This window comes from Adonisia turfae CCMR0081, assembly GCF_011009555.1.
Taxonomy (GTDB): domain Bacteria; phylum Cyanobacteriota; class Cyanobacteriia; order Phormidesmidales; family Phormidesmidaceae; genus Leptothoe; species Leptothoe turfae.
On the sequence record NZ_QXHD01000004.1, the window covers coordinates 4094034 to 4113984 of the forward strand.

Here is a 19951-nt window from a genome sequence, read left to right on the forward strand (position 1 = left end):
CGGCTGCATAATAAACCCAGCCAATTATCAGGGGGACAACAACAGCGAGTTGCGATCGCACGCGCAATTGTTAATCGCCCCCTCTTGCTGCTGGCTGATGAACCAACCGGTGCTCTAGATACCACCACCACTGAAGAGGTGATGACCATTTTTGCCGAGCTCAATCACAGTGGAATTACGGTGGTGATGGTCACTCACGAACCGGCAGTGGCCAGGCTAACCGAGCGAGTAGTCTGGTTTCGCGACGGCGAAGTTATTCATGCCCATATGAACCCTGACGATGTTAGCTATGGAACATTAGTCGAGTAAGGGAAATTACTGACAAACCAAGGTAGAGTAATCAGGATTAGATGGTAGGCTATGGACCATCCCACGTATTATTTCATATCCTTAAGTAAGGATTGACTGTAAGACATAGATCGTGTACCGATATTGCTCACTAAGTAGCAACTCAGGGAGACTGAATCATGAACCTAGGTCATCGCTACGGACTGCCACTGTTAATGGCATTAAGCATTACTGCCGCCAAACCAACGCTTGCTCAGGATTTTCAGAGCGCTGAGGCGGCCTTAGAGCAAGGTGTTATCCATGTGCAACAGGGGCAACTAGACGATGCGATCTCAGCCTTCCGGAGTGCTGTTGCCCTTGATCCAACATTAGCCATTGCCCACTATAACCTGGGCCTTGCCTATCGTGAACAGAGCCAAATGCAGGCAGCGGCCGATGCCTTTTGGCAGGCAACCCAGGCTGATGATCAGTTTACGATGGCTTACGTAAATCTAGGTGCTGCCTTACTGGATGGAGGCAATCTAGAGCAAGCAGAGAGCTACTTACAACGAGCGGTTACCTTGGAACCCCAGTTGGGGATTGGCCATTACAACCTGGGGTTAGTTCAGCGTCGTCAGGGCAAGCTACCTGTGGCCCTCGATTCATTCTTAAAAGCGGTAGAGTACAGTCCTCAAGCGCCAGAAGTTCACTATCAAATTGGGCTGATTTACCTACAACAAAACCAATTAGATGGGGCTGTACAAGCCCTTGAAACAGCCATTAGTTTGGATAGTAACTATCCTGAAGCTCACTACAACCTTGGGATTACCCACTTTGGTCGCGGTGAATCAGCTGTTGCCCTTGAACATTTTGATCGAGCGATTCAGCTATATCCCACCTTTGGCCATGCCTACTATTCTAAAGGTCTAGCCCTGGCAGAACTAGGACGGACTGATGAAGCTGAACAAGTCTTGCAACAGGCCCTTGGCTTATACATTAACCAGGGCCGTAACCAGTGGATAACTAACACTCAAGCCCAGCTAGACCGCATCCGCCAGTAGGAGCCGCCCTGATTAGTCACCTAAATCTATTTTTGCGGTTTTTGTAGGGGTCGCCCTTGTTGCTACCCCCGTGCCCTGGTGAATAAAATCTGTTGTCGGCAAGAATGATCTAAGGGTGATAGTTTACCCATCCTTCAAATCTGGGGCACCCACAAGGGGATGCCCCTACGGGATCACCCCAATCAATCGCCTAGCTAAAAGAAATCCAACTCGAATGCACGAGCCTGGCCACTTTCCAATAGGGCCAGATTACTCTTTAACTGTCGCCATACCAGGCCTGCACTCAGGAATGTGAGAGGAGCCGCTGTAGCATAGGACAGCCAGATGGGGGTACCAAAACAGCCTAAACCTGACGCCAAAAAGATGGCGGTGCCAGCACAAATCCCCAAAAATGGCAGTTGAATATTCAAACCACCCAGCTTAGCAACTACTTCAGATGAACGCGTTTTACGCCAGGCCTCTACGATGTCTTTGAGGACGGCACTAAAGGCGGCCCCTGACGTCACTGCGATCAAAAGACCGGCCACCATAAAAAAGTAGGGAGGCGTAAACAAGTAGTAGTAGTTCATGGCTGGGCCGTATTGTGTAAAGTTCTGTTAATGCCCCTTATTATACGCTTAGCAGTGGCCGCTAGCGCTGTGTCCCCGCTTATCGCTAGGCTATGTAGTCAAAGAGGTCCTCTGCCTTTCTGAACGTTTACTACTGTCTAATTTTCGTTGCACTATGACTCAGGCATCCATTGGCGTTGCTGTTATTGGCACAGGCTTTGGCCAAAAAATCCATATTCCAGGGTTTAAAGCTCACCACCGCACCGAGGTGGTGGCGGTGTATCATCGCGATCGCAACCAAGCCCAAGCCATTGCCCAACACCATGGCATTCCCCATGGCTGTGACACCCTTGAGGAGGTTGTCTCCCTGCCCCAGGTTCAGGCCGTCAGTGTGGCGACTCCACCGTTTGCCCACCACCCCATGGCATCAGCGGTGCTAAAAGCGGGTAAACACCTACTGTTAGAAAAGCCCACCGCCCTTAATATTCAGGAAGCTCAAGAGCTCCATGCCCTAGCGCAACAGCATAATGTGGCCGCTGTCATGGACTTTGAGTTTCGATTTATCCCTGCCTGGCAACACTTAGCAGAACTTCTTCAAGCAGGCTACGTTGGGCAAAAGCGTCTCATTAAAATAGATTGGATTGCCGGTAGTCGAGCCAATCCTGAACGGGCTTGGAACTGGTATGCTCGCAAAGATCAAGGCGGTGGAGCATTGGGGTCCATTGGCTCCCATATGTTTGACTATGTCGACTGGTTGTTTGGGCCAGTCAAACGGTTATCCGCCAATCTGAGTACCACCATTACCCAGCGTCCTGATCCAGTATCGGGTGACTATAAGCCCGTTGATTCTGACGACACCTGCAGCATTAGCCTGGAGCTAGCCGATGGGACTCCTGTGCAGGTAACCCTAAGCGCTGTAGCCATGGCTGGGCGAGGGCACTGGGTTGAAGTCTATGGTGATAAGGGTACTTTGGTACTCGGTAATGCTAACCAAAAAGATTACATTCATGGGTTTACACTATCTGGTAGCCAAGCGGGTGAGCCCCTAACTGAGCTGGAAATTCCAGACCATCTTGCATTTCCCAAACTTTACGATGATGGCAGGCTTGCGCCTTTTATACGGGTAGTGGATCACTGGGTATCATGTATTGATAAGCAACAATCTTTAGCTCCTTCTCTCGCAGAGGGTGTCTATTCACAATTACTGATGGATCTTACCCACCAGGCCCATAGTCAAAAAACTTGGCTAACAGTCCCCAATTAATTCATTTATCTAATGAAAATTGCTGAGGTATTGGAGCCAAAAGTATCTAGACAAGCCAGCTAAAGAATTCGATCATTACAAAAACGCATACTATCTATCTCTTTAGATCATGGCTTGTCCTATGGCAACAATGGCCTAACTAAACGGGATAACCCGTCACGTACTGAGTAATATACATTGATGATGATGCGTAGCTCGTTGAGGATACAGGTCATCCACAGCCATGTCGTCGCAACAATTTCCCATTAGTTCCGTACAAGCCCTCAGACGCTCGCTCAAGCAGCAACTGGTATTACCAGCTTGTGAACATGCGCCCAGTGCTGTAGTTGCAGACGAGCCTGAGCCTGACTCACTCGCTACTTTAAGCAACCTGTTTCGCAAAGGGGGAATTGTCCATGCTGAAGGCTCAACGCCCAATGCCAATGGTCGATGGTTTATTAGTACCGCTGATGCGAGCACTGCCCTTAAAAATCTACCGGGCATTGCGCTCAAATCTGACTACTGCCTAGTTACCTATCTCTACCGTATTAGACGAGCCAATACTAACCATGGTGGTGCAGTTACCTGGGCTATGGCAAATGCACTGAGTACCACGTCCCATCTGGAAGCCGCCTTAGTCCTGGCTGGTGATCATAATACGCCTCCCTACCCAGAGGGGGCGCTGCATAATTATATGAATGCCATAACCGGCAATTTCACACCGAGTTCCTTTTTAATTGCGTCTGTTCTACAGCGAGAATTGCAAGAATTTGGCCGCTGCGGTCGTTTCTACCGTTGGCATTATCATCGACTGATCGGCACTGTCCCCTCACAGCGGGACTGGCAGTGGCGTATGGATCAGCCTAAAACATTAACTCCAAGGGTACACAGCTTACCGAATGGGAAGTTTGCTGTTGAATTCTACACCTGCCGCATCGTGTCACCCATTGGTATCTTTCGCCATATTGACCGTTATGCAGGCAATTGCTATGTGGCCAAATCTAGTAATCAAGCGATCGCAGCAGCCATGCAACGCACAGCAAAGTTAGTCTAAAAAAAATGGCTGTTGAGTAGACCTTAATCATTGCTCAACAGCCATTTTAACGTTCTAAATTTTCTGAGAATGAACCATCTTGTAGAGGCACTCCCTTGTGGATGCCCTTCGATATCCATTCCCATCAGTTAGGATGCCTGGGTTAGACCTAAACTTGACGCTGAAATCAGCCCTACCGCAGAAAGCTACTGATAAACCACAAAAGTGTCATAGTCATGATCGCCACCACCGCATTTAGGCGCTCTGGTGTTAACCCCAGACTTTGCTGACCAATTAAGCTAATCATCAACAGCCCCAGCAAAACACCCACTAGTAAACCGCCAGCTGCAAACCCAAACGAACGCCAAAACTTACGCTCTTTGCGATTGAGAAAGTAAATAGTCGCTGCCACTGAGAAACCCAAGGCAGTCGCTGCACTATTGGCTGAAAACCACCCTAGGGCTGCTAAAGCTAAAAACGTAACCGATGGCCATAAAATATCGTCCCGACTTGGAGTATCCAGCCAGTCCTGAAGCCAACTAGGAGGCTGGGGCGCAGGCAAAGATACCTTCGATGACGATGACGATGACTCAGCTGCTTTTTCAGCAAACCGAATTCGGTCAGGTACCTTAATTTTGCCTTCTTGCCGCATTCGCAGCCGTTCCATCAAAATGGCGTCGTAGGCAGCCTCAATGGCCTCCTTTTGTTGGGGATTGTTTTCATCGCACTCTTCTAAAAGTCGCTTACGCGCAACCTGCACTTCTTCAAAGGAGGAGGACTCATCTAATCCCAACGTTTTGTAGTTGCTCTCATTCATTTCGACACCTGATATGTACGGTGGCCATTACGACGATTACAAATAGTGATATGACGTACACCTGTGGCAAATAGTGCACTGTACATCAAAACACCATTGCCAACTGGCACCATTGCCAATAATAACTATCAGTTTAACCATCCTGAAAAAAAAACAAGCTGAGGATGACAGAAATGTCAGATAACTTTTTAGAAGTTTCTTTGTCTATAACGGTCGCATCCTTATAATGACTGGCAACTACGGTATCTATCAACTACGGTACCTGTATTGAGAACTGGTGCACATGCTGATGATGCACTGCTCACATTCCCAATCGATAGGTTCAATATATTTCAATAAACTTATAGGTGTGGCTATCTATAGTGCCAATTGACCAGCTGTTTTTAGCAGAATTCTTTGATAAGGTGTGGAAGCTCTGTAAAACTTCTCTGAAGTTATTGAAAACTTGTGAAATAGGACTTTAGACGTGCTTTCACGGGCAGTCTAAATCTTACTAGGATTTATGCCGTTGCTGATTTGTAGAATGAATCGATCTAGAATGGGTGCCGTTTGTCAGACCTTCTCAGATTAAAGTCTTTCTGGGATTAGCAACGTCAGATTTATTTTTACCTTTTTACCTAGATTCGTATTTTTTGGTGTAAGGATTATGACCACGGCCTCTGCCAAAATTTTAGTTGTTGACGACGACCCAGCCATTCGCAATCTTATTCACAGATTTTTAGCGAAGCAGACCTATGAAATGGAGTCTGCTGAGGATGGGAAGCATGCTCTGGCTGTGTTTGAACAGTTCAATCCAGATTTAGTCATCTTGGATGTTAATTTACCCGATGCCAATGGCTACGACCTGTGTAAAGAGATGCAATCACGCACAGGTGTTTTTGTATTGATGCTTACCAGTCGTACCGATGAATCAGATAAGATTCATGGTTTCAATCAAGGGGCTGATGATTACATTACTAAGCCATTTAGCTTAGGTGAACTTGAGGTACGGGTCGGGGCAATTCTCAAGCGTCAGCGACCAGTGACAGCGGCTGAGCAGCAATGTCTCACCTTCAACTCCCTGGCCATTGATCCAATCCGCCGAGAGGTCACCCTTGAAAGCCAGTTGGTTCCCTTAACGGCGTTGGAATTCGACCTACTGCACTTCCTTGCTAGCCATCCTGGCCGAGTATGGCGGCGTACCGAACTGATTCAAAAAGTTTGGGACTATGAATATGTCGGCGATCAGCGAGTTGTGGATGTCCATATTGGTCAGATTCGCAAAAAAATTGAGATTGATACCAATCAGCCCACATTAATTCAAACTGTTCGTGGCGTTGGCTATAAGTTTGAGCCTCCTGCAACAGGCGCTGAGGTAGCTGAAGGATAAAAACATGGGGGTGGGTCTCTTGTTACGCAAAGGCTTAATCCACTCCCCATTCTCGCTAATTTTTGACATCACCTTTGACGGCTACAGAGCCATTCTGTAGCCGTCATTTATTCATATACATTTCTATATTTTCTTTCTATATCTTCTATTTATATGGGTCTCTACAATCACCTACACCCTGCCCTAGGGTAGCGAACTCCCCATTCTCCACTGCCCAGTTCCCCATTCCCAAAAAAAGCCTCCGCAAAGCGAAGGCCATGGACGTGCACTCAAGGAAATGTTTTAGGAGCCGCCTACTGCTCTACCTTCGCTACAGGTTTAGCTGTAGTCTTGGCGGAGCGGCTAGTGTTACGAAGTTTCCAGGCACTCGATACAATTTGACTCCAACGGCGCTGTACTCGTTTTGGAGTCCACCCCAGCTGCTGAGCAATATCAGCATCTGAAGGAGTAGACCGCTGGGGATCTTGCATTTGTTGCTGCTTGAGCGCTAGCAGATGCTGTTGGTCAGCGGTTAGCTCGGCGGTAAATGCGGTCCACTCTTTGGGGGACAACCCGAGGTTTTTATCTAGATCAGCCCCTAACCACTGGTGAACCAATTCCCAGTTGTGAGACTGGGCAAATTTTTCCACATGGTACTTAAAGCGCTGTTGTAGATAGTCACGCTGCCGTGGTGTCAGACCGAGCACTTCATCAATTTCAGAAGCAGCCATGTCTTGTAGACGTAGTGCTAAATAGTCGATGCAGGCGGACTGATCCTGGTCTTCGAGATACTCCACTAGTTCGCGGATGATGCGATCGCGTAGCACCGCCTCAGCAGGGTCAGTGACATCGGCCACCATTTGCTCGCGAATTTGCTGTAGTGCTGAAGAACGGGAATCGGCATCATCACTCTTCGGTGAATCAACGGCCATTTCAATATCAACACAGGTCTCAGCGGGTAGACGTTTGGCAAAGCTTTGGGCCCGTAGAACCAAGAGCTGCTGGTTGTAACAACCCGGTAGAGAAATTCGACGCTTCGCGTACTGCTCAGTGAAGGCCATATATTCAGCCAACTCCAGGCGAGTTCTAGGCGTGTAGTCAGCTTCGAGGTGATTTTCCCGACGAAATGCCTTAAGTACTTCGATGTAGAAGCCTTGGAGGAAATCCTCTAGTAGATTGCAACGTCCCTGAAAACCTAGCTGAGTCTTAGCCGGAGCGATGTAGCGATATGCGATCGCACTCAGTCGACTTTGTAGTTCCACCCGACCCTGGCGAGAGCCTAAACGGTAGTACTCCAAATACTTCTGAATCCGGTTCTCCGCTAGGGAGTGTTGCCAAGCATTAACTTCGCCAGAGGCTTGAATTCGGTCGCTTTTGCGGCAAATACGAGCCACTTCGATAGCCAAACGGTTGGCCACAGCATTGACAGTACGAGTACTGCCTTTAACCTGCTCTTGAATTAGTTGAACCAAAAAACTGACCAGGGCCTGATCAACAGGACACAGTTCATTTTCATGGTTTGCATTCACAGTGTCGTCCTTAGTTGACCGGATAGAGCCAGCCGTGGGATGAAGAACGACGTTATTAGATGGCTTAGTTAGGTTTAATACGTTTGTAGCGGTAGATTGAGCTTTCATAATTCCCTTAGTGATGCACGCCCCTACAATTCGAGGAGCTGTTCAATTGGCAGTTGGAGCTGTAGGCCTGTCCGCTAGTGGACAGTTTCACTGTAAAGGGACTCAATCTGGAACCTGAATACCAGTGTGTCACTATCCAAACCAAATCGCCAAAAAGTCTGCTGAAAGACTGAATGCTGCTCGAAAGAATGGGGCATCAATAACTCTAAAATACTTACTGTGTAATCATTTGGTAGATAGCTCGAACGAGATGACACACGCGTGAAGGCAATGTCCTTGACTGTGACAGTTGAGTAGATAGTCTATCCCGTAAGTCCATTTTTAACCTTGTGACAGTTGCATGGGATTGACATGAAATTTATGGGTTTCTATCCATTAATCTCAATACATCAATAACAATTGATGAACCGCCGAATATTCTAATAGTTCCCTGACGTATTGCACTATTTAATAGCTACGTTAATGTCTGAGCCTGTCCGGTGTTTTTACAGGAGGCCTGGATGAAGTGTATGTAGGGAAATTTGGCGCTCAGGGGAGATTCCGTAAAGCTATGGAAAAGATCGCTTATTTCGATTGCCCAACGGGCATTGCTGGCAATATGTGCCTCGGTGCAATTTTGGCGGCAGGGATGCCTTTAGACAATTTGTTGGATCAGCTCAAACGCCTGGGTTTAGAGGATGAGTATGAATTTACAGTGACTCAGGTAAGGCGTCAGGAACAAGCAGCGACCGCAGTTACGATCAGTTTGAACAGTGACGCTGTCCGTGGTCATCGCCATTTACCTGAGATAGAGAACTTGATCCGTCAGGCCCACTTGCCCACTCGGGTAGTGGACTGGAGCCTGGCTATTTTTCGAGAATTGGCCGCTGCTGAAGCTGCCGTCCATGGCATTCCTGCAGAGCAGGTGCATTTCCATGAGGTGGGTGCTACGGATGCCCTGATCGATGTGGTAGGGACCTGTTTAGGCCTGGAGTGGCTGGGTGTGGACCGGGTGGTCTGTTCGCCTTTACCGATAGGTGGCGGCACTGTCAGGGCAGCCCATGGTCGATTACCGGTACCTGCCCCCGCTGTTTTGGAACTGCTCCGCCGTGCTCAAGCGCCTATTTATAGCAATGGTATTGACAAAGAATTGGTTACACCGACTGGAGCTGCGATCGCAACCACCCTCAGTGATGCCTTTGGTCCTCCCCCTGCCATGACCTTAAACCAGGTGGGCTTAGGGGCAGGCAGCCATGACTTACCCATTCCCAATATTTTGCGGTTATGGATTGGGACCGGAGCGCAGCCACGGACAACCGACCATGGAGCCCACAAGTCAGCCCATAGCCATGACCAGTCCACAGACCCTCAGCCCACAGACCATCCCCATGCAGAGCACCAGCAGTCGGCCCCTGAGCATGGTCATCAGCAAACTATTCCTGGCTATTGTGAAGCCATTGTGGAGCTACAAACCCAGCTGGATGACTTAACCCCCCAGGCTATCGGTTATCTATATGACGGTTTGTTTAAGGCTGGTGCCCTGGATGTATTTACCCAAGCCATTGGCATGAAAAAAAATCGTCCGGGCATTTTATTGACGGTTATTTGTGCCGAAGCCGATGCTGCAGCCTGTCAGTCCTTGCTGTTTTCAGAAACGACGACGTTGGGCATTCGCAGCCATGGGCAGCAACGTCAGACGCTCTATCGGTCCTGGCAATCCATTACAACTGACTACGGTCCGGTGCAGGTTAAAGCGGGACTCGCCACACCCAATGGCCCAGTTGTGAATCTACAGCCTGAGTATGAAACCTGTGCTCAGCTTGCTCGCCAACATTCCATAGGTTGGAAGCAAGTTCAGTGGGCTGCCATTGCCGCTGCCCAATCAATATATCAGGATGAATATAGGGCTGCGGAATGGGACCACACACCCACTCACCTCACCCGATAAACCAAGGAATATCATAAAAGGAATGTCATAAAAGTAGTCTGGGTACCTAGCTGATGCCATTAACATCCTCTGATGCACGATGGACAGGTGCCCAATGCAACTCTCGCATCATTTGAGAAAAGATGCGATATTCCTCCAATGAGGCTGTTTCTGGATTACTGGCCTGGGCACCATCCTGCTGAACTTGCACCAAGTTGTACTGCACGTCGCTGCCGCAGATAGCTAAGGTGACCCCGTATATCTCCAAAAAGTTAATGATCCACTGACACTCTTCCCGAGGAAATTGCTCGTAATAACGAATTAGATCAGCAATTCGAGCATCCAAATATGGATGGGAACTGGGAGAAATCAACAGCAGCTTCAGCAGCACGATTGCCAACGTCAGGGGGCGACCATTCGTTAATAACAAACTAAAAAGAGATGACGGAGTTTCTTCGTCCTCCGTCATCAGGTAGTCAATCACTCGATTGCTTGTCAGCAAGGCCAGGGAAGCATCCAACGGCTGGTGATTAAACTTGACGTACAAGCCATTTAGCTTTTTTTGCAAACGGGTTTCAAGGGTCACTACAAAGTCAGTTTTAATGGCAGAAAAGAGCAGGTATTCAACCAGACTATTTTTGTAGCTGCCGTAGGTTAGCCCTTGGGTTTGCTGCTGGAAAATTCGAGCCAAGTTGCGGTGGCTAAACATGCCACGCTTGGCAACAAGGGCTCTAATCACCCGTAAAGCACTGTCTCCCAGCATAGTCGGATTAACTCGACGCTCTCGTTGAGCAGTGGCTTTTGGAAAATGTGCTGTATACATGGCCAAATCAAACTTGAACTTGTCCCTCAGTCGCTGAGATAAAGCTCTGGCCGCTTCCCGCTGTTCTAACGGGTTACTGGTGTCTATATACTGGGGTGCCAGTAAATAGGCCGTATAACGCCTCGACCAATGGGGAGCCTCATTACTAAACCGGTTTTGAACAAAAAGCTTAAGGTCTTTAAAGTCTTCACTATCAACGAAGGACTGTAACCAATGCCGCAACCGCTTGATGGTGGGTGAAAGGGATACCTTACGAATTGTCGGGTCAGTAAACAGTTGAATAAGGCTTCGAATAGCCCCATACTCGCGGGCTACTTCCCAATTATTAATTAAGATGTAGCAGGAACGCTTAAGCGTGTTGTGGAATTCCTGCTTATTATTCGAAAATAGAATGGAATACAACGCAGGAGCAGTATTTGTACTTACCGTTTCCTGATGTTGCAGAAATAGGCCCCTAAATTCTTCGAGCACATCAGTTGAAGGCCAATCTTTAACAATTTCTAGCAGGAAGTCATAAATTGTCTGCTGGGCCTGCTGAACGTCTTGATTTCGACGTCTGGGATTAAACGAATCAGAAACTCTATCAACAACCATGTAAGTTACTGGTATACAGGGCAACTCATGCCATTAGCATTCACGGCTAACTAGATAGATAGTGTAAGAAGCAAAAAGATGTATTCGAATATTCAATTTTTAACAAGAAATTACCCAAACTGGGAAGTATAGTTGCGCCGAATTTTCCTCCGTAACACCACTGACTCATGAATATCTAACACTCAATCTAGAGAATGAAACTCTCTGCATAAGCGGCTTATCGATGTCTAGATACTATCATGCCAGGATCTAGGCACAATCTATGCTGCATTCCGTACAAACTTACAGACGCATTATAGGTCAGCAGCAATTTGGCGTTACTTAAAAAAGACTTAAGAAAGACTTTTTTAAATGGGGGCGGAGGGACTTGAACCCTCACGACCGTTTAAGGTCAGCGGATTTTCACCCTCCCACAACTTTCGCTGCTGCCACGCTCAGCGGGCTTTGAGGATTGGACCCTCCCTTTACCCTCGACTTGACGTTAGGGTAGCTCCCGTCGGGCCTCTGCACCTTCCGATTGAAGAACGGCAATAGCCATTGCTATCAAACGGCTTGGCTCAGGATTGCCATATCCCCTCAACCATAACCCTGGGGTATCTGATTGAGGCTGACTTAGGTTTCCCTGAGTTTGAGAGCTTCCACTTAGCAGATTTCTCCACTAAGGCTCAGTTTTCTAAGTCCGCAGCGTCTACCATTCCGCCACGCCCCCTTAGTTGAGTTATTGCTAACGGCAGTTTGGGGAGCGACCCTTCGCTAACCGGTTAACCAAAACTCCTGTTTAATTCCAACACCAAGTGGTACTCTGTGCAACCCCCTGAACGCTATGATGACTAACGACGTGGGCAAAAACCTTAAGGGCTATGGATAACCTCGATATTTCACTTTTGATTACGTTGGCTGTATATGCTGGTTTGGCGGGTCTTTATTTGCTAGTGGTTCCTGGCATTCTGCTTTTTTATCTAAAGCAGCGTTGGAATGTGGCGTCATCCATTGAGCGCTTGCTGATTTATTCACTGGTGTTTGTATTTTTTCCAGGGATGTTGTTGCTATCGCCCTTTCTTAACTTTAGACCCCAACGTCGTGAGATTTAGCTATGCGCCGTATTGATGTAATTGGCGTCGGGCTGGGAATTTTTGTCGCTGGTGGCGGTCTATACTTGGCCCTTTCAATGGCTGGCCTAGATGGGCTTTCGGCAGGCATATGGAGTCAGGTTATTTTCACTGGCGGGCTTTTAGGCTGGGTATTTACTTACCTGACACGGGTGTTTTCTAAAAAGATGACTTACAATCAACAGCTCAAAGATTATGAAGATGCTGTTTTGCAAAAACGCCTGGACGAGATGTCTGAAGAGGAGCTAGCTCAGCTGCAGGCAGAACTGGACGCCGAGAAAAAATCCCAGTCATCCTCCTAAATTTTTACTTACCACATTGATCACCGCAAACAACACAGGTTCACACAGATAAATGATGGGTAAATCGGTTTCAGCTCAATTTCAGACATTGCGTGACCACAAAGACTGCGCGCTTATTCCATTTATTACGGCTGGCGACCCCGATTTAGCTACCACTGCAGAGGCTCTCCGGGCATTGGATCGAGCGGGTGCAGACTTAATTGAACTGGGTGTTCCCTATTCCGATCCGTTGGCTGATGGTCCGGTGATCCAGGCGGCAGCTACTCGCGCGTTGGAGCGGGGTGTCACTTTAGATGCGGTTTTAAGCTTAGTTGCCGAGGTATCACCGGACTTATCAGCGCCAATTGTACTGTTCACCTATTACAATCCTATTCTCAACCGAGGCATTGAACAATTTTTGCAGGATATTTATCAGGCTGGTGCCCGCGGTCTTGTGGTGCCTGATTTACCCCTTGAAGAAATGGACGTCCTGCTGAAACCCGCTAAGGAAATTGGCATTGAGGTGACGTTGCTAGTGGCACCGACGACGCCTAAAGAAAGAATTGTTGCGATCGCACAACAGTGTCAAGGCTTTATTTATCTAGTTAGCGTTACCGGTGTAACCGGCATGCGTCAACAAATTGGTAACCGCGTTCATAATTTATTGCAAGAGCTCCGAACGGTTACTGATAAGCCTGTAGGGGTTGGGTTTGGCGTTTCGTCCCCCGAGCAGGCAGCCCAACTCAAAACATGGGGTGCAGATGGCGTAATTGTTGGCAGTGCTTTTGTCAAGAGATTAGCTGCCAATGGCTCAGGTGATGGTGTTTCAGAAGTTGAGAGCTTCTGTCAACAACTAAGGACGGCTTTGAAATAAGGACTTCGTTAACAATCACAACCCAAGCCGTTCAGATACTAAATTGTTGAACTATCTGTAAAAAAGAATAGACGTAGCAATTGAAGTGTCCAACATTGTTGAACAATGTTGGACACTTCAATTTTTTTTGATCTAACTTAGGGAATTATGCAAACAGCAACAGGCTATCGTTAACGTTTGCTGACAAATGTTGAGCAATGTAACCTTCAATAATTCTTCATGTTAGTTCAACTGATCTTCAATGAAGGGTCACACTTCTCTTAAATCAGGACATGGGAGCGGCGATCCCCATGAATTTGCTAGGTAAAGTCGCTAAAACTTAGATATTTTCTTAGTGTCGTTATCAAAATTTCCTGATTTGGTAATCCTCAGTATAAGCTCCTAAATTTTGTCTGTCGCTGTGAGGTATTGCACTCAGCCAAACCAGAGTGTCATAATCCTTGACCAAAGAGAGGAATAACCGTATAAATACGGCAAACTTCTTTGATTTGTAAATTGTTTAGGTGTTGCAGTAAGTGGTTTTTCCTAGCTCTTTAACCATCTTCTGGTTAGAGTTTTTACTGATAAATTTTGATTCGGTCACGTTGTGTTTGTGACGATACGCAAGTTTGGTCATAAGCAATTGCGAATCATTGCTTCGAGTTGATTGTAGATCAAAAGCAATGTTTAGCCGTTTGCCTTGTTGTTGGTGCCTGTGAGGGGTCATGAGAGTTTTGAAAAGCCGTCCTAAAGGTGTCATTCGACACCTGTTTAAAGCTGTAAGTTTTTTTTTAGTGGGTGTTCTGCTGAGCACTTTGCTGGTTTATTTACATACCCCTGTGATGCCCGTAGGTGCGCAGATTCAAGTTACCAACACTGCGTCTGGTGCTTTCGACGATCCGACAAACCCTAATCGACCTAGGGTGAGAGCACCAAGTAACCCAACAACAATTGGTACTCCCCCAGTTGAAAATCAACTGCTGAGAATAACAAAAACAGCTGATAAGTCAGCGGCTGAACCTGGTGACATTGTCATTTATCGGCTTTTGGTGGAGAACATAAGTGCGGTAGCAGCGACTCCATTAACTGTCATGGATAATCTGCCGCGAGGCCTAGAGTACATCGACGACTCTGTTAACAGCGCCCCAATACCACCTAATTTGACAAATTTTGAAGTCGCAGGTAGGCAGCTCAACTTTCAGTTTGACTCTTTGGCTGCCAACTCCTTGCTTGAGATTCTGTATGCTGTCACCTTGACGCCTGATTCTGTACGTGGTTCTGGTGTCAACGTAGCCACTGCTTCAGCGCCTGGTTTCCCCACGGCTCAGGCTGAGTTTAGCTTAACCATTCGCCCCGGTATCTTGTCTGACTGCGGCACCATTATTGGTCGGGTCTTTGTAGATAAGAACTTTGATGGTGAACAACAGTCAGGCGAGGCGGGTGTACCCAATGCGGTCATCTACCTTGATGATGGTAACCGCATCATTGCTGACCCAGATGGTCTCTTCTCCATGGCCAATGTGGTTTCTGGTAATCGTGTAGGTGTGCTTGACCTCAGCAGTTTGCCAGGCTACACCTTGGCCCCCAACCTCTACCGCCTAGAAAATAACAGTCAGTCTAGACTGGTTCGCTTAGAGCCAGGTGGTCTGGCACGTATGAACTTTGCAGTAACACCGACCTTCGGGGAGGGCCAGAACTAATGATGATGCGTTTGTTATCCAACTCAATTTGTCTAGGACTGCTCACTACCCTGACGGGTGTGGTGGCTCTACTGCAACCAGCTCAAGCGGCTCAAGAAACAACAAATTCTGCGTCAATTGTTGAGTCAGATATTCTCGTGGCACCTGTTAATGTGCCTGAGCTATTGACCCAGGCGAGCGATGATTTGCCTAGCGATTTGCTGGACTCGAATACGCTACCCGTGGAAGAAGATCCTGGTGAAGCTGAAGGATTTATCGATGGCACGATTATTCGTCAGGTGCCCAGTGGGTTGCCACCGCTGATTCAGGATGAACTGGGTGATGAGTTGACCCTGGAGATTTTTCCAACGGGTGATGCGTTTATCCCTGCTGATGGTCGCTCAACCATGGGGTTGCAGGGAAATATTTTGGATGAGTCTGGGCGACCTGTGCGTGAAGATGTGGTAGTCACGCTGACATCTTCAGCAGGTACATTTATTGGGGCTGACTACGATATTGATCGCAGTGGTTTTCAAGTACTGGCTCGCCAGGGAGAATTTGAGGTTGAACTCCGTTCAGCCCTTGATACCCAGCCTGTAACCATTCGGGCCAGTGTACAAGCTCGTGAAGCTCTGGGTCTGGTGGGTGATGATGCAACCGCGCAACAACCCGCCGCTGACGTTGATGGTTATACCCAGGTCAATTTCACAACACCCTATCGCCCATCCTTGGTGGCTGGTGTTGTCGACTTTCGATTTGGCCCTGGAGCGACTGATTTCTGGGGTCGCTATGCCGACTTCCTCGATCCGGGTGATATCGGAGATTATGACGCTGACCTTGATGCGGGTATTTTTGCCACAGGCACCATTGGTAGCTGGTTGTTGACAGCAGCGTTTAATAGTGAGCGAGCCTTAAACGAGCGTTGTAACGACAATCGTCTTTACCGGGACGTGCAAAATTGTGAACAAACTTACCCCACTTATGGAGATAGTTCAACCACCGACTTTTTAACACCATCCATTGATAGTTTCTATGTTCGGTTTGAACGAGATTCTCAGATCGTCGGCTATGAGCCTGACTTCTTTATGTGGGGGGATTACGATACGGCAGAATTCTCTCGTTTCTCTCAAGAATTCTCGGCGTTAAATCGTCAACTCCATGGTTTTAAGGGGAACTACACCTTTAACAATGGTTTGCAGCTCACTGCACTGTATGCCAACAATTTACGAGCGCTACAGCGTGACACGATTGTGCCTGACGGCACCAGTGGTTACTATTTCTTGTCTCGTCGTTTGGTGTTGGCCGGTAGTGAGGATCTCTTTTTTGAGATAGAGGAACTCAACCGTCCAGGAACAGTGATTGAACGAGTGCGACTAGCGCGCGGTGTCGATTACACCATTGACTATGACCGAGGGGCAATTCTGTTTAACAGCCCTGTGTCTGCCGTTGACGCTAACCCGTTTGGCCCGGCTCTAGTGCGTCGCATTGTGGCCACATATCAGATAGACGGTGACGATGATGATGGCGATTTGTTTGGTGGGCGGCTGCAGTATAACTTTGACACCAGTCTCGAGTCTCCTAGCTGGGTTGGTGCGTCGGCCATCTTTGAGGACCAGGGTGCTCAGGACTTTAGTTTAATCGGTGTAGATGCGTTGCTACAGCTGGGTGATGCTGGCCAGTTGGTGGCTGAGCTTGCCCACTCTTCATTGGATAATCCAACGGTTGATGAAGATGGAACAGCAATTCGGGTAGAGGCCACGGGACGGATTACGCCTGATTTGGCGGGTACCGCCTACTTTAGGGATGCTGACAGTGGCTTTCGGAATACGGCAACCACGAGTTTTAGGGCTGGTCAAACCCGCTGGGGCGGTCAGCTGGGCTATAACGTTAGTCGTAACACTCAGCTGCAATTACAGTTTGATCGTGAGCGCAACCGGGGTAACGAAGATCTGATTCCCACTACTCTGGACCAGCTGATCAATCCGGGCTTAGTGCGGACTGATGGAGCAACGGTGAACAATTCCATCACCACAGTGCGGGCAGGTGTCCAACAACAGTTTGGGTCGATAACGGGGAATTTGGATTGGGTTTATCGAGATCGCAACGATCGGGTCACCGGCGATGATATCGAGTCAAACCAAATTTCTGCCGGGTTGACCTGGCCCCTGGCTGAGAAATTATCCTTCCGGGCCCAGACAGACATCGCTTTAAGTGATGAAGATGATGCCTATCCAGGCCAGACGGTGGTCGGCCTGGATTGGGATGTACTGCCAGAGGTGACCCTAAGATTTGCCCAACGGTTCTTCCACGATGATGATGTCACGCCCGATGCCCTGACTACTGTTGATGCTCTTGTTAACTACGATCTAACGGACAACACGCTTCTGACTGGTCGTTACTCCATTTTGGGTGCCAATAATGGCATGAGCGGCCAGGGAGCTCTCGGTCTGAACCATAGAATTAATCTCAGCCCTGGTTTACATGTAGACTTGGGCTTCCAGCGGATCTTTGGTGATAGTCTTTCGTCCATTACTGGCGGTAACCGGGTGCTACAGCCCTATGCCGTGGGTCAATCAGCGGCTTCCCTGGGTCTGGTTAGCGGCACAACCTATACGCTAGGGCTGGAATATACGGATAGTTCTGACTTCCAGGCTAGCGCTCGGTTTGAGCATCGTGATTCGGATGATGGTGATAACACTGTCATCACCGCCTCAGCTGCGGGTAAACTCTCAGACGCTTTGACCACCCTGGCCCGCATTGAGCATGCTAACTTTGCTAACCAGACCATTACCGATCGTCTGAATAGTTCCACCAGTGCTCGATTAGGTCTGGCGTATCGTAATCCTCAAAGCGATAAATTCAACGCGTTGTTGAGTTATGAATATGCCATTAACCCATCCAGTACTCCCAACTCTCTTTTAGTGGGTGCAGGTTCAGACTCTATTCAGGAGCATACCTTGGCCATGGAAGGCATTTATGCTCCGAGCTGGCGTTGGGAGTTCTACGGTAAATATGCCCTACGAGCCACCAATGCCGACTTAGACTCCTTAGGCGTGACGTCGTCTAATGCGATTCATCTGGGTCAATTGAGAGCCACCCACCGGTTTGCCTACCGTTGGGATATTACCGGTGAAGTTCGTTACATCACTCAGCCCGAGACCAACTATGACGAAGTCGGTATGGCAATTGAAGCGGGCTATTACCTGACCCCAGAGCTGCGTTTGGGAGTGGGGTATAGCTTTGGTAGCGTCAATGATCGCTCCTTGGGAGGCAGTGGTTTCCGCTCCGATGATGGCCCCTACCTTGGCGTCACCTTCAAGGTCAATGAACTGTGGGATCAGTTTGGTCTCCAGCAGGTAGCGCCCCAACAACAGGAAGAGTCGCTAATGGAGGCAGACGGTTCACCCACAGCAGAACCGGTGAGTGTTGTTCCGGCTTCAGCCACCGCCGCTGACGATAACGACGTTAATAATGTTGATGCAGCCAATGCGGCTGAGGGTACACAGACAACTGCTGGGGGTGAGGAGTAATGAAATTAACCATGTATCTATCTAAGCTAGTTGGGACAGCTGCACTGGCAGCCACGGTGCCATTAGTGGCTCAGGCAGTGGCTATCCAAACGGTCAGTGCCCAAGAGATTACGCCTTACTCTGTGATTGTGAACTCGTCTGGTGACGGTGACATTCGTCCTGATGACGCGCTGACATTGCGAGAAGCCATTTCTGTGGTGAATGGAACTCTGCCGGTTGATGCGCTGAGTGCTGCTGAGCGTGCTCGAGTGACCCCTGCTGCCAGCCCATCCATCAACTTTAGTTTGGCGGATGATCCAACTATCGAGCTGGTGGAGCCCCTGCCTCCAATTATGGCTGCTGGCACATTGGTCGATGGTGCTAGCCAGCCAGGTTACGGGCCTCTGTCTACCACCGATACAATGGTTACCCCGGTGCCTACACCAGTGGTCGCTTTAACCCCAGCGGCGGGGGCCGAAGTGTTGCGAGGGTTGACGATTACGGCTGATGCGGTGACCGTGAGAGGCTTAAGTCTCTATGGATTTTCTTCTAAACATCGGTCTACGCAGACAACACCACCGGCAGATATCTTAATCACCCACTTGGTTCCCCCTGTGGATGCTGGGCTGCCTGATCCCCCTGGTTGGCGGACTTTGCTGCCCAATGAAGATTCAGATGCCCCCGTTGGTGTGGTGATTGAAGACAACTGGTTAGGGATGTCGCCGTCTGGTGAAATGCCCCCTGTGGAGCAGATGTCGGCCCTCGGTGTAGTTGTTTTTAATGGTCTTGATACGGTCATTCAGCGTAACCGGATTGAATTCCATGAAGGTAGCGGCATTCTCACGGCTGCCCAGGCCATGGGCATGGATGTGACCGAAAATACCATGCGGACCAATGGTGTTGCAGGGATTCCCGATGGTATTCGTCTTGATGGTAATATTGATGGGGCCCAGATCCACGGTAATCTCATCTGCGGCACCGATGGTAGCGGTGTATTTATGTTCAAGCCAGAGGGCTCCGCACGGATCTATGGCAACGATATTCGGTTTAATGGTCGGCGCTTTAGGCGGGCGGCCATTTATTTGATGGGTAACGGCCATGAGGTGACTGAAAATGTGATTCAGCATCAGCCGGGACCGGGCGTTGCGATCGCATCTTACCCCCGCAGTGAAGGCAACATTATTCGGAACAACACATTCGCGGCTTTAGATGGCCTCAGTGTAGACCTGGGCCATAACGACAA

Annotated in this window: 16 protein-coding genes; 12 read left to right on the plus strand and 4 right to left on the minus strand. The window is 48.6% G+C overall.

Annotation, left to right across the window (positions count from 1 at the left end; genetic code table 11):
- Together DXZ20_RS21725 and DXZ20_RS21730 are read left to right on the plus strand one after the other, a co-directional pair.
- Positions 1-309: ATP-binding cassette domain-containing protein (locus DXZ20_RS21725; RefSeq protein WP_250565870.1), on the plus strand; the 309-nt coding region annotated here is incomplete at its 5' end.
- A 158-nt stretch (positions 310-467) separates the two neighbouring features.
- Positions 468-1328, plus strand: a complete 861-nt coding sequence (locus tag DXZ20_RS21730; protein WP_163668775.1) for a tetratricopeptide repeat protein — start codon at positions 468-470, stop codon at positions 1326-1328.
- 194 nt (positions 1329-1522) lie between these two features.
- Here the strand turns inward: DXZ20_RS21730 and DXZ20_RS21735 are convergent, their stop codons facing one another.
- Entirely contained in the window at positions 1523-1897 is a 375-nt protein-coding gene (locus DXZ20_RS21735) for a hypothetical protein (RefSeq protein ID WP_163700668.1), read from the minus strand.
- Between the two features lie 154 nt (positions 1898-2051).
- Here DXZ20_RS21735 and DXZ20_RS21740 point away from each other — a divergent pair, with 154 nt between their 5' ends.
- Both DXZ20_RS21740 and DXZ20_RS21745 read left to right on the plus strand, forming a co-directional pair.
- Positions 2052-3140 carry a Gfo/Idh/MocA family protein gene (locus tag DXZ20_RS21740; protein WP_163700671.1) on the plus strand — a complete coding sequence of 363 codons (1089 nt, stop codon included), beginning with the start codon at positions 2052-2054 and terminating at the stop codon, positions 3138-3140.
- Positions 3141-3363: 223 nt separating this feature from the next.
- Positions 3364-4173, plus strand: coding sequence for a hypothetical protein (locus tag DXZ20_RS21745; RefSeq protein WP_163700674.1), 810 nt, complete (start codon positions 3364-3366; stop codon positions 4171-4173).
- Between the two features lie 172 nt (positions 4174-4345).
- Here the strand turns inward: DXZ20_RS21745 and DXZ20_RS21750 are convergent, their stop codons facing one another.
- Positions 4346-4969: a CPP1-like family protein gene (locus tag DXZ20_RS21750; RefSeq protein ID WP_163668783.1), complete on the minus strand. Its 624-nt coding sequence runs from the start codon at positions 4967-4969 to the stop codon at positions 4346-4348.
- Between the two features lie 646 nt (positions 4970-5615).
- On the opposite strand from DXZ20_RS21750, the gene DXZ20_RS21755 reads away from it, so the two are divergent.
- The gene (locus tag DXZ20_RS21755; RefSeq protein WP_006514738.1) at positions 5616-6338 is read left to right on the plus strand and encodes a response regulator transcription factor; all 723 of its coding nucleotides are present in this window, start codon (positions 5616-5618) and stop codon (positions 6336-6338) included.
- Positions 6339-6631: 293 nt separating this feature from the next.
- Here DXZ20_RS21755 and DXZ20_RS21760 read toward each other — a convergent pair whose 3' ends face one another.
- Positions 6632-7954 carry a HetZ-related protein gene (locus DXZ20_RS21760; protein ID WP_163700677.1) on the minus strand — a complete coding sequence of 441 codons (1323 nt, stop codon included), beginning with the start codon at positions 7952-7954 and terminating at the stop codon, positions 6632-6634.
- 550 nt (positions 7955-8504) lie between these two features.
- Here DXZ20_RS21760 and larC point away from each other — a divergent pair.
- On the plus strand, positions 8505-9881 hold the full coding sequence (gene larC, locus DXZ20_RS21765) for a nickel pincer cofactor biosynthesis protein LarC (RefSeq protein WP_163668787.1): 1377 nt from the start codon (positions 8505-8507) through the stop codon (positions 9879-9881).
- A 46-nt stretch (positions 9882-9927) separates the two neighbouring features.
- On the opposite strand, the gene DXZ20_RS21770 is transcribed toward larC, so the two are convergent.
- Positions 9928-11277 (minus strand): hypothetical protein, encoded by a 1350-nt coding sequence (locus DXZ20_RS21770; RefSeq protein ID WP_163668789.1) that lies wholly within the window; start codon positions 11275-11277, stop codon positions 9928-9930.
- Between the two features lie 860 nt (positions 11278-12137).
- Between DXZ20_RS21770 and ndhL the strand changes: the two genes are divergently transcribed.
- From ndhL to DXZ20_RS21800, 6 genes are all read left to right on the plus strand, one after another.
- Positions 12138-12368, plus strand: a complete 231-nt coding sequence (ndhL, locus tag DXZ20_RS21775) for an NAD(P)H-quinone oxidoreductase subunit L (protein WP_006514742.1) — start codon at positions 12138-12140, stop codon at positions 12366-12368.
- A gap of 2 nt (positions 12369-12370) precedes the next feature.
- Positions 12371-12688, plus strand: a complete 318-nt coding sequence (locus DXZ20_RS21780; protein ID WP_163668791.1) for a DUF3007 family protein — start codon at positions 12371-12373, stop codon at positions 12686-12688.
- 55 nt (positions 12689-12743) lie between these two features.
- Positions 12744-13541, plus strand: a complete 798-nt coding sequence (gene trpA / locus DXZ20_RS21785; protein ID WP_163668793.1) for a tryptophan synthase subunit alpha — start codon at positions 12744-12746, stop codon at positions 13539-13541.
- Positions 13542-14245: 704 nt separating this feature from the next.
- A complete protein-coding gene (locus DXZ20_RS21790) occupies positions 14246-15220 on the plus strand; it encodes a DUF11 domain-containing protein (RefSeq protein WP_163700679.1) in 975 nt (324 codons plus the stop codon).
- The gene (locus DXZ20_RS21795) at positions 15220-18729 is read left to right on the plus strand and encodes a TonB-dependent receptor (protein ID WP_163700682.1); all 3510 of its coding nucleotides are present in this window, start codon (positions 15220-15222) and stop codon (positions 18727-18729) included. The genes DXZ20_RS21790 and DXZ20_RS21795 overlap by 1 nt, the downstream gene beginning before the upstream one ends.
- The coding region (locus DXZ20_RS21800) for a right-handed parallel beta-helix repeat-containing protein (RefSeq protein WP_163703579.1) at positions 18729-19951 on the plus strand (1223 nt) is incomplete at its 3' end. The genes DXZ20_RS21795 and DXZ20_RS21800, both read left to right, overlap by 1 nt.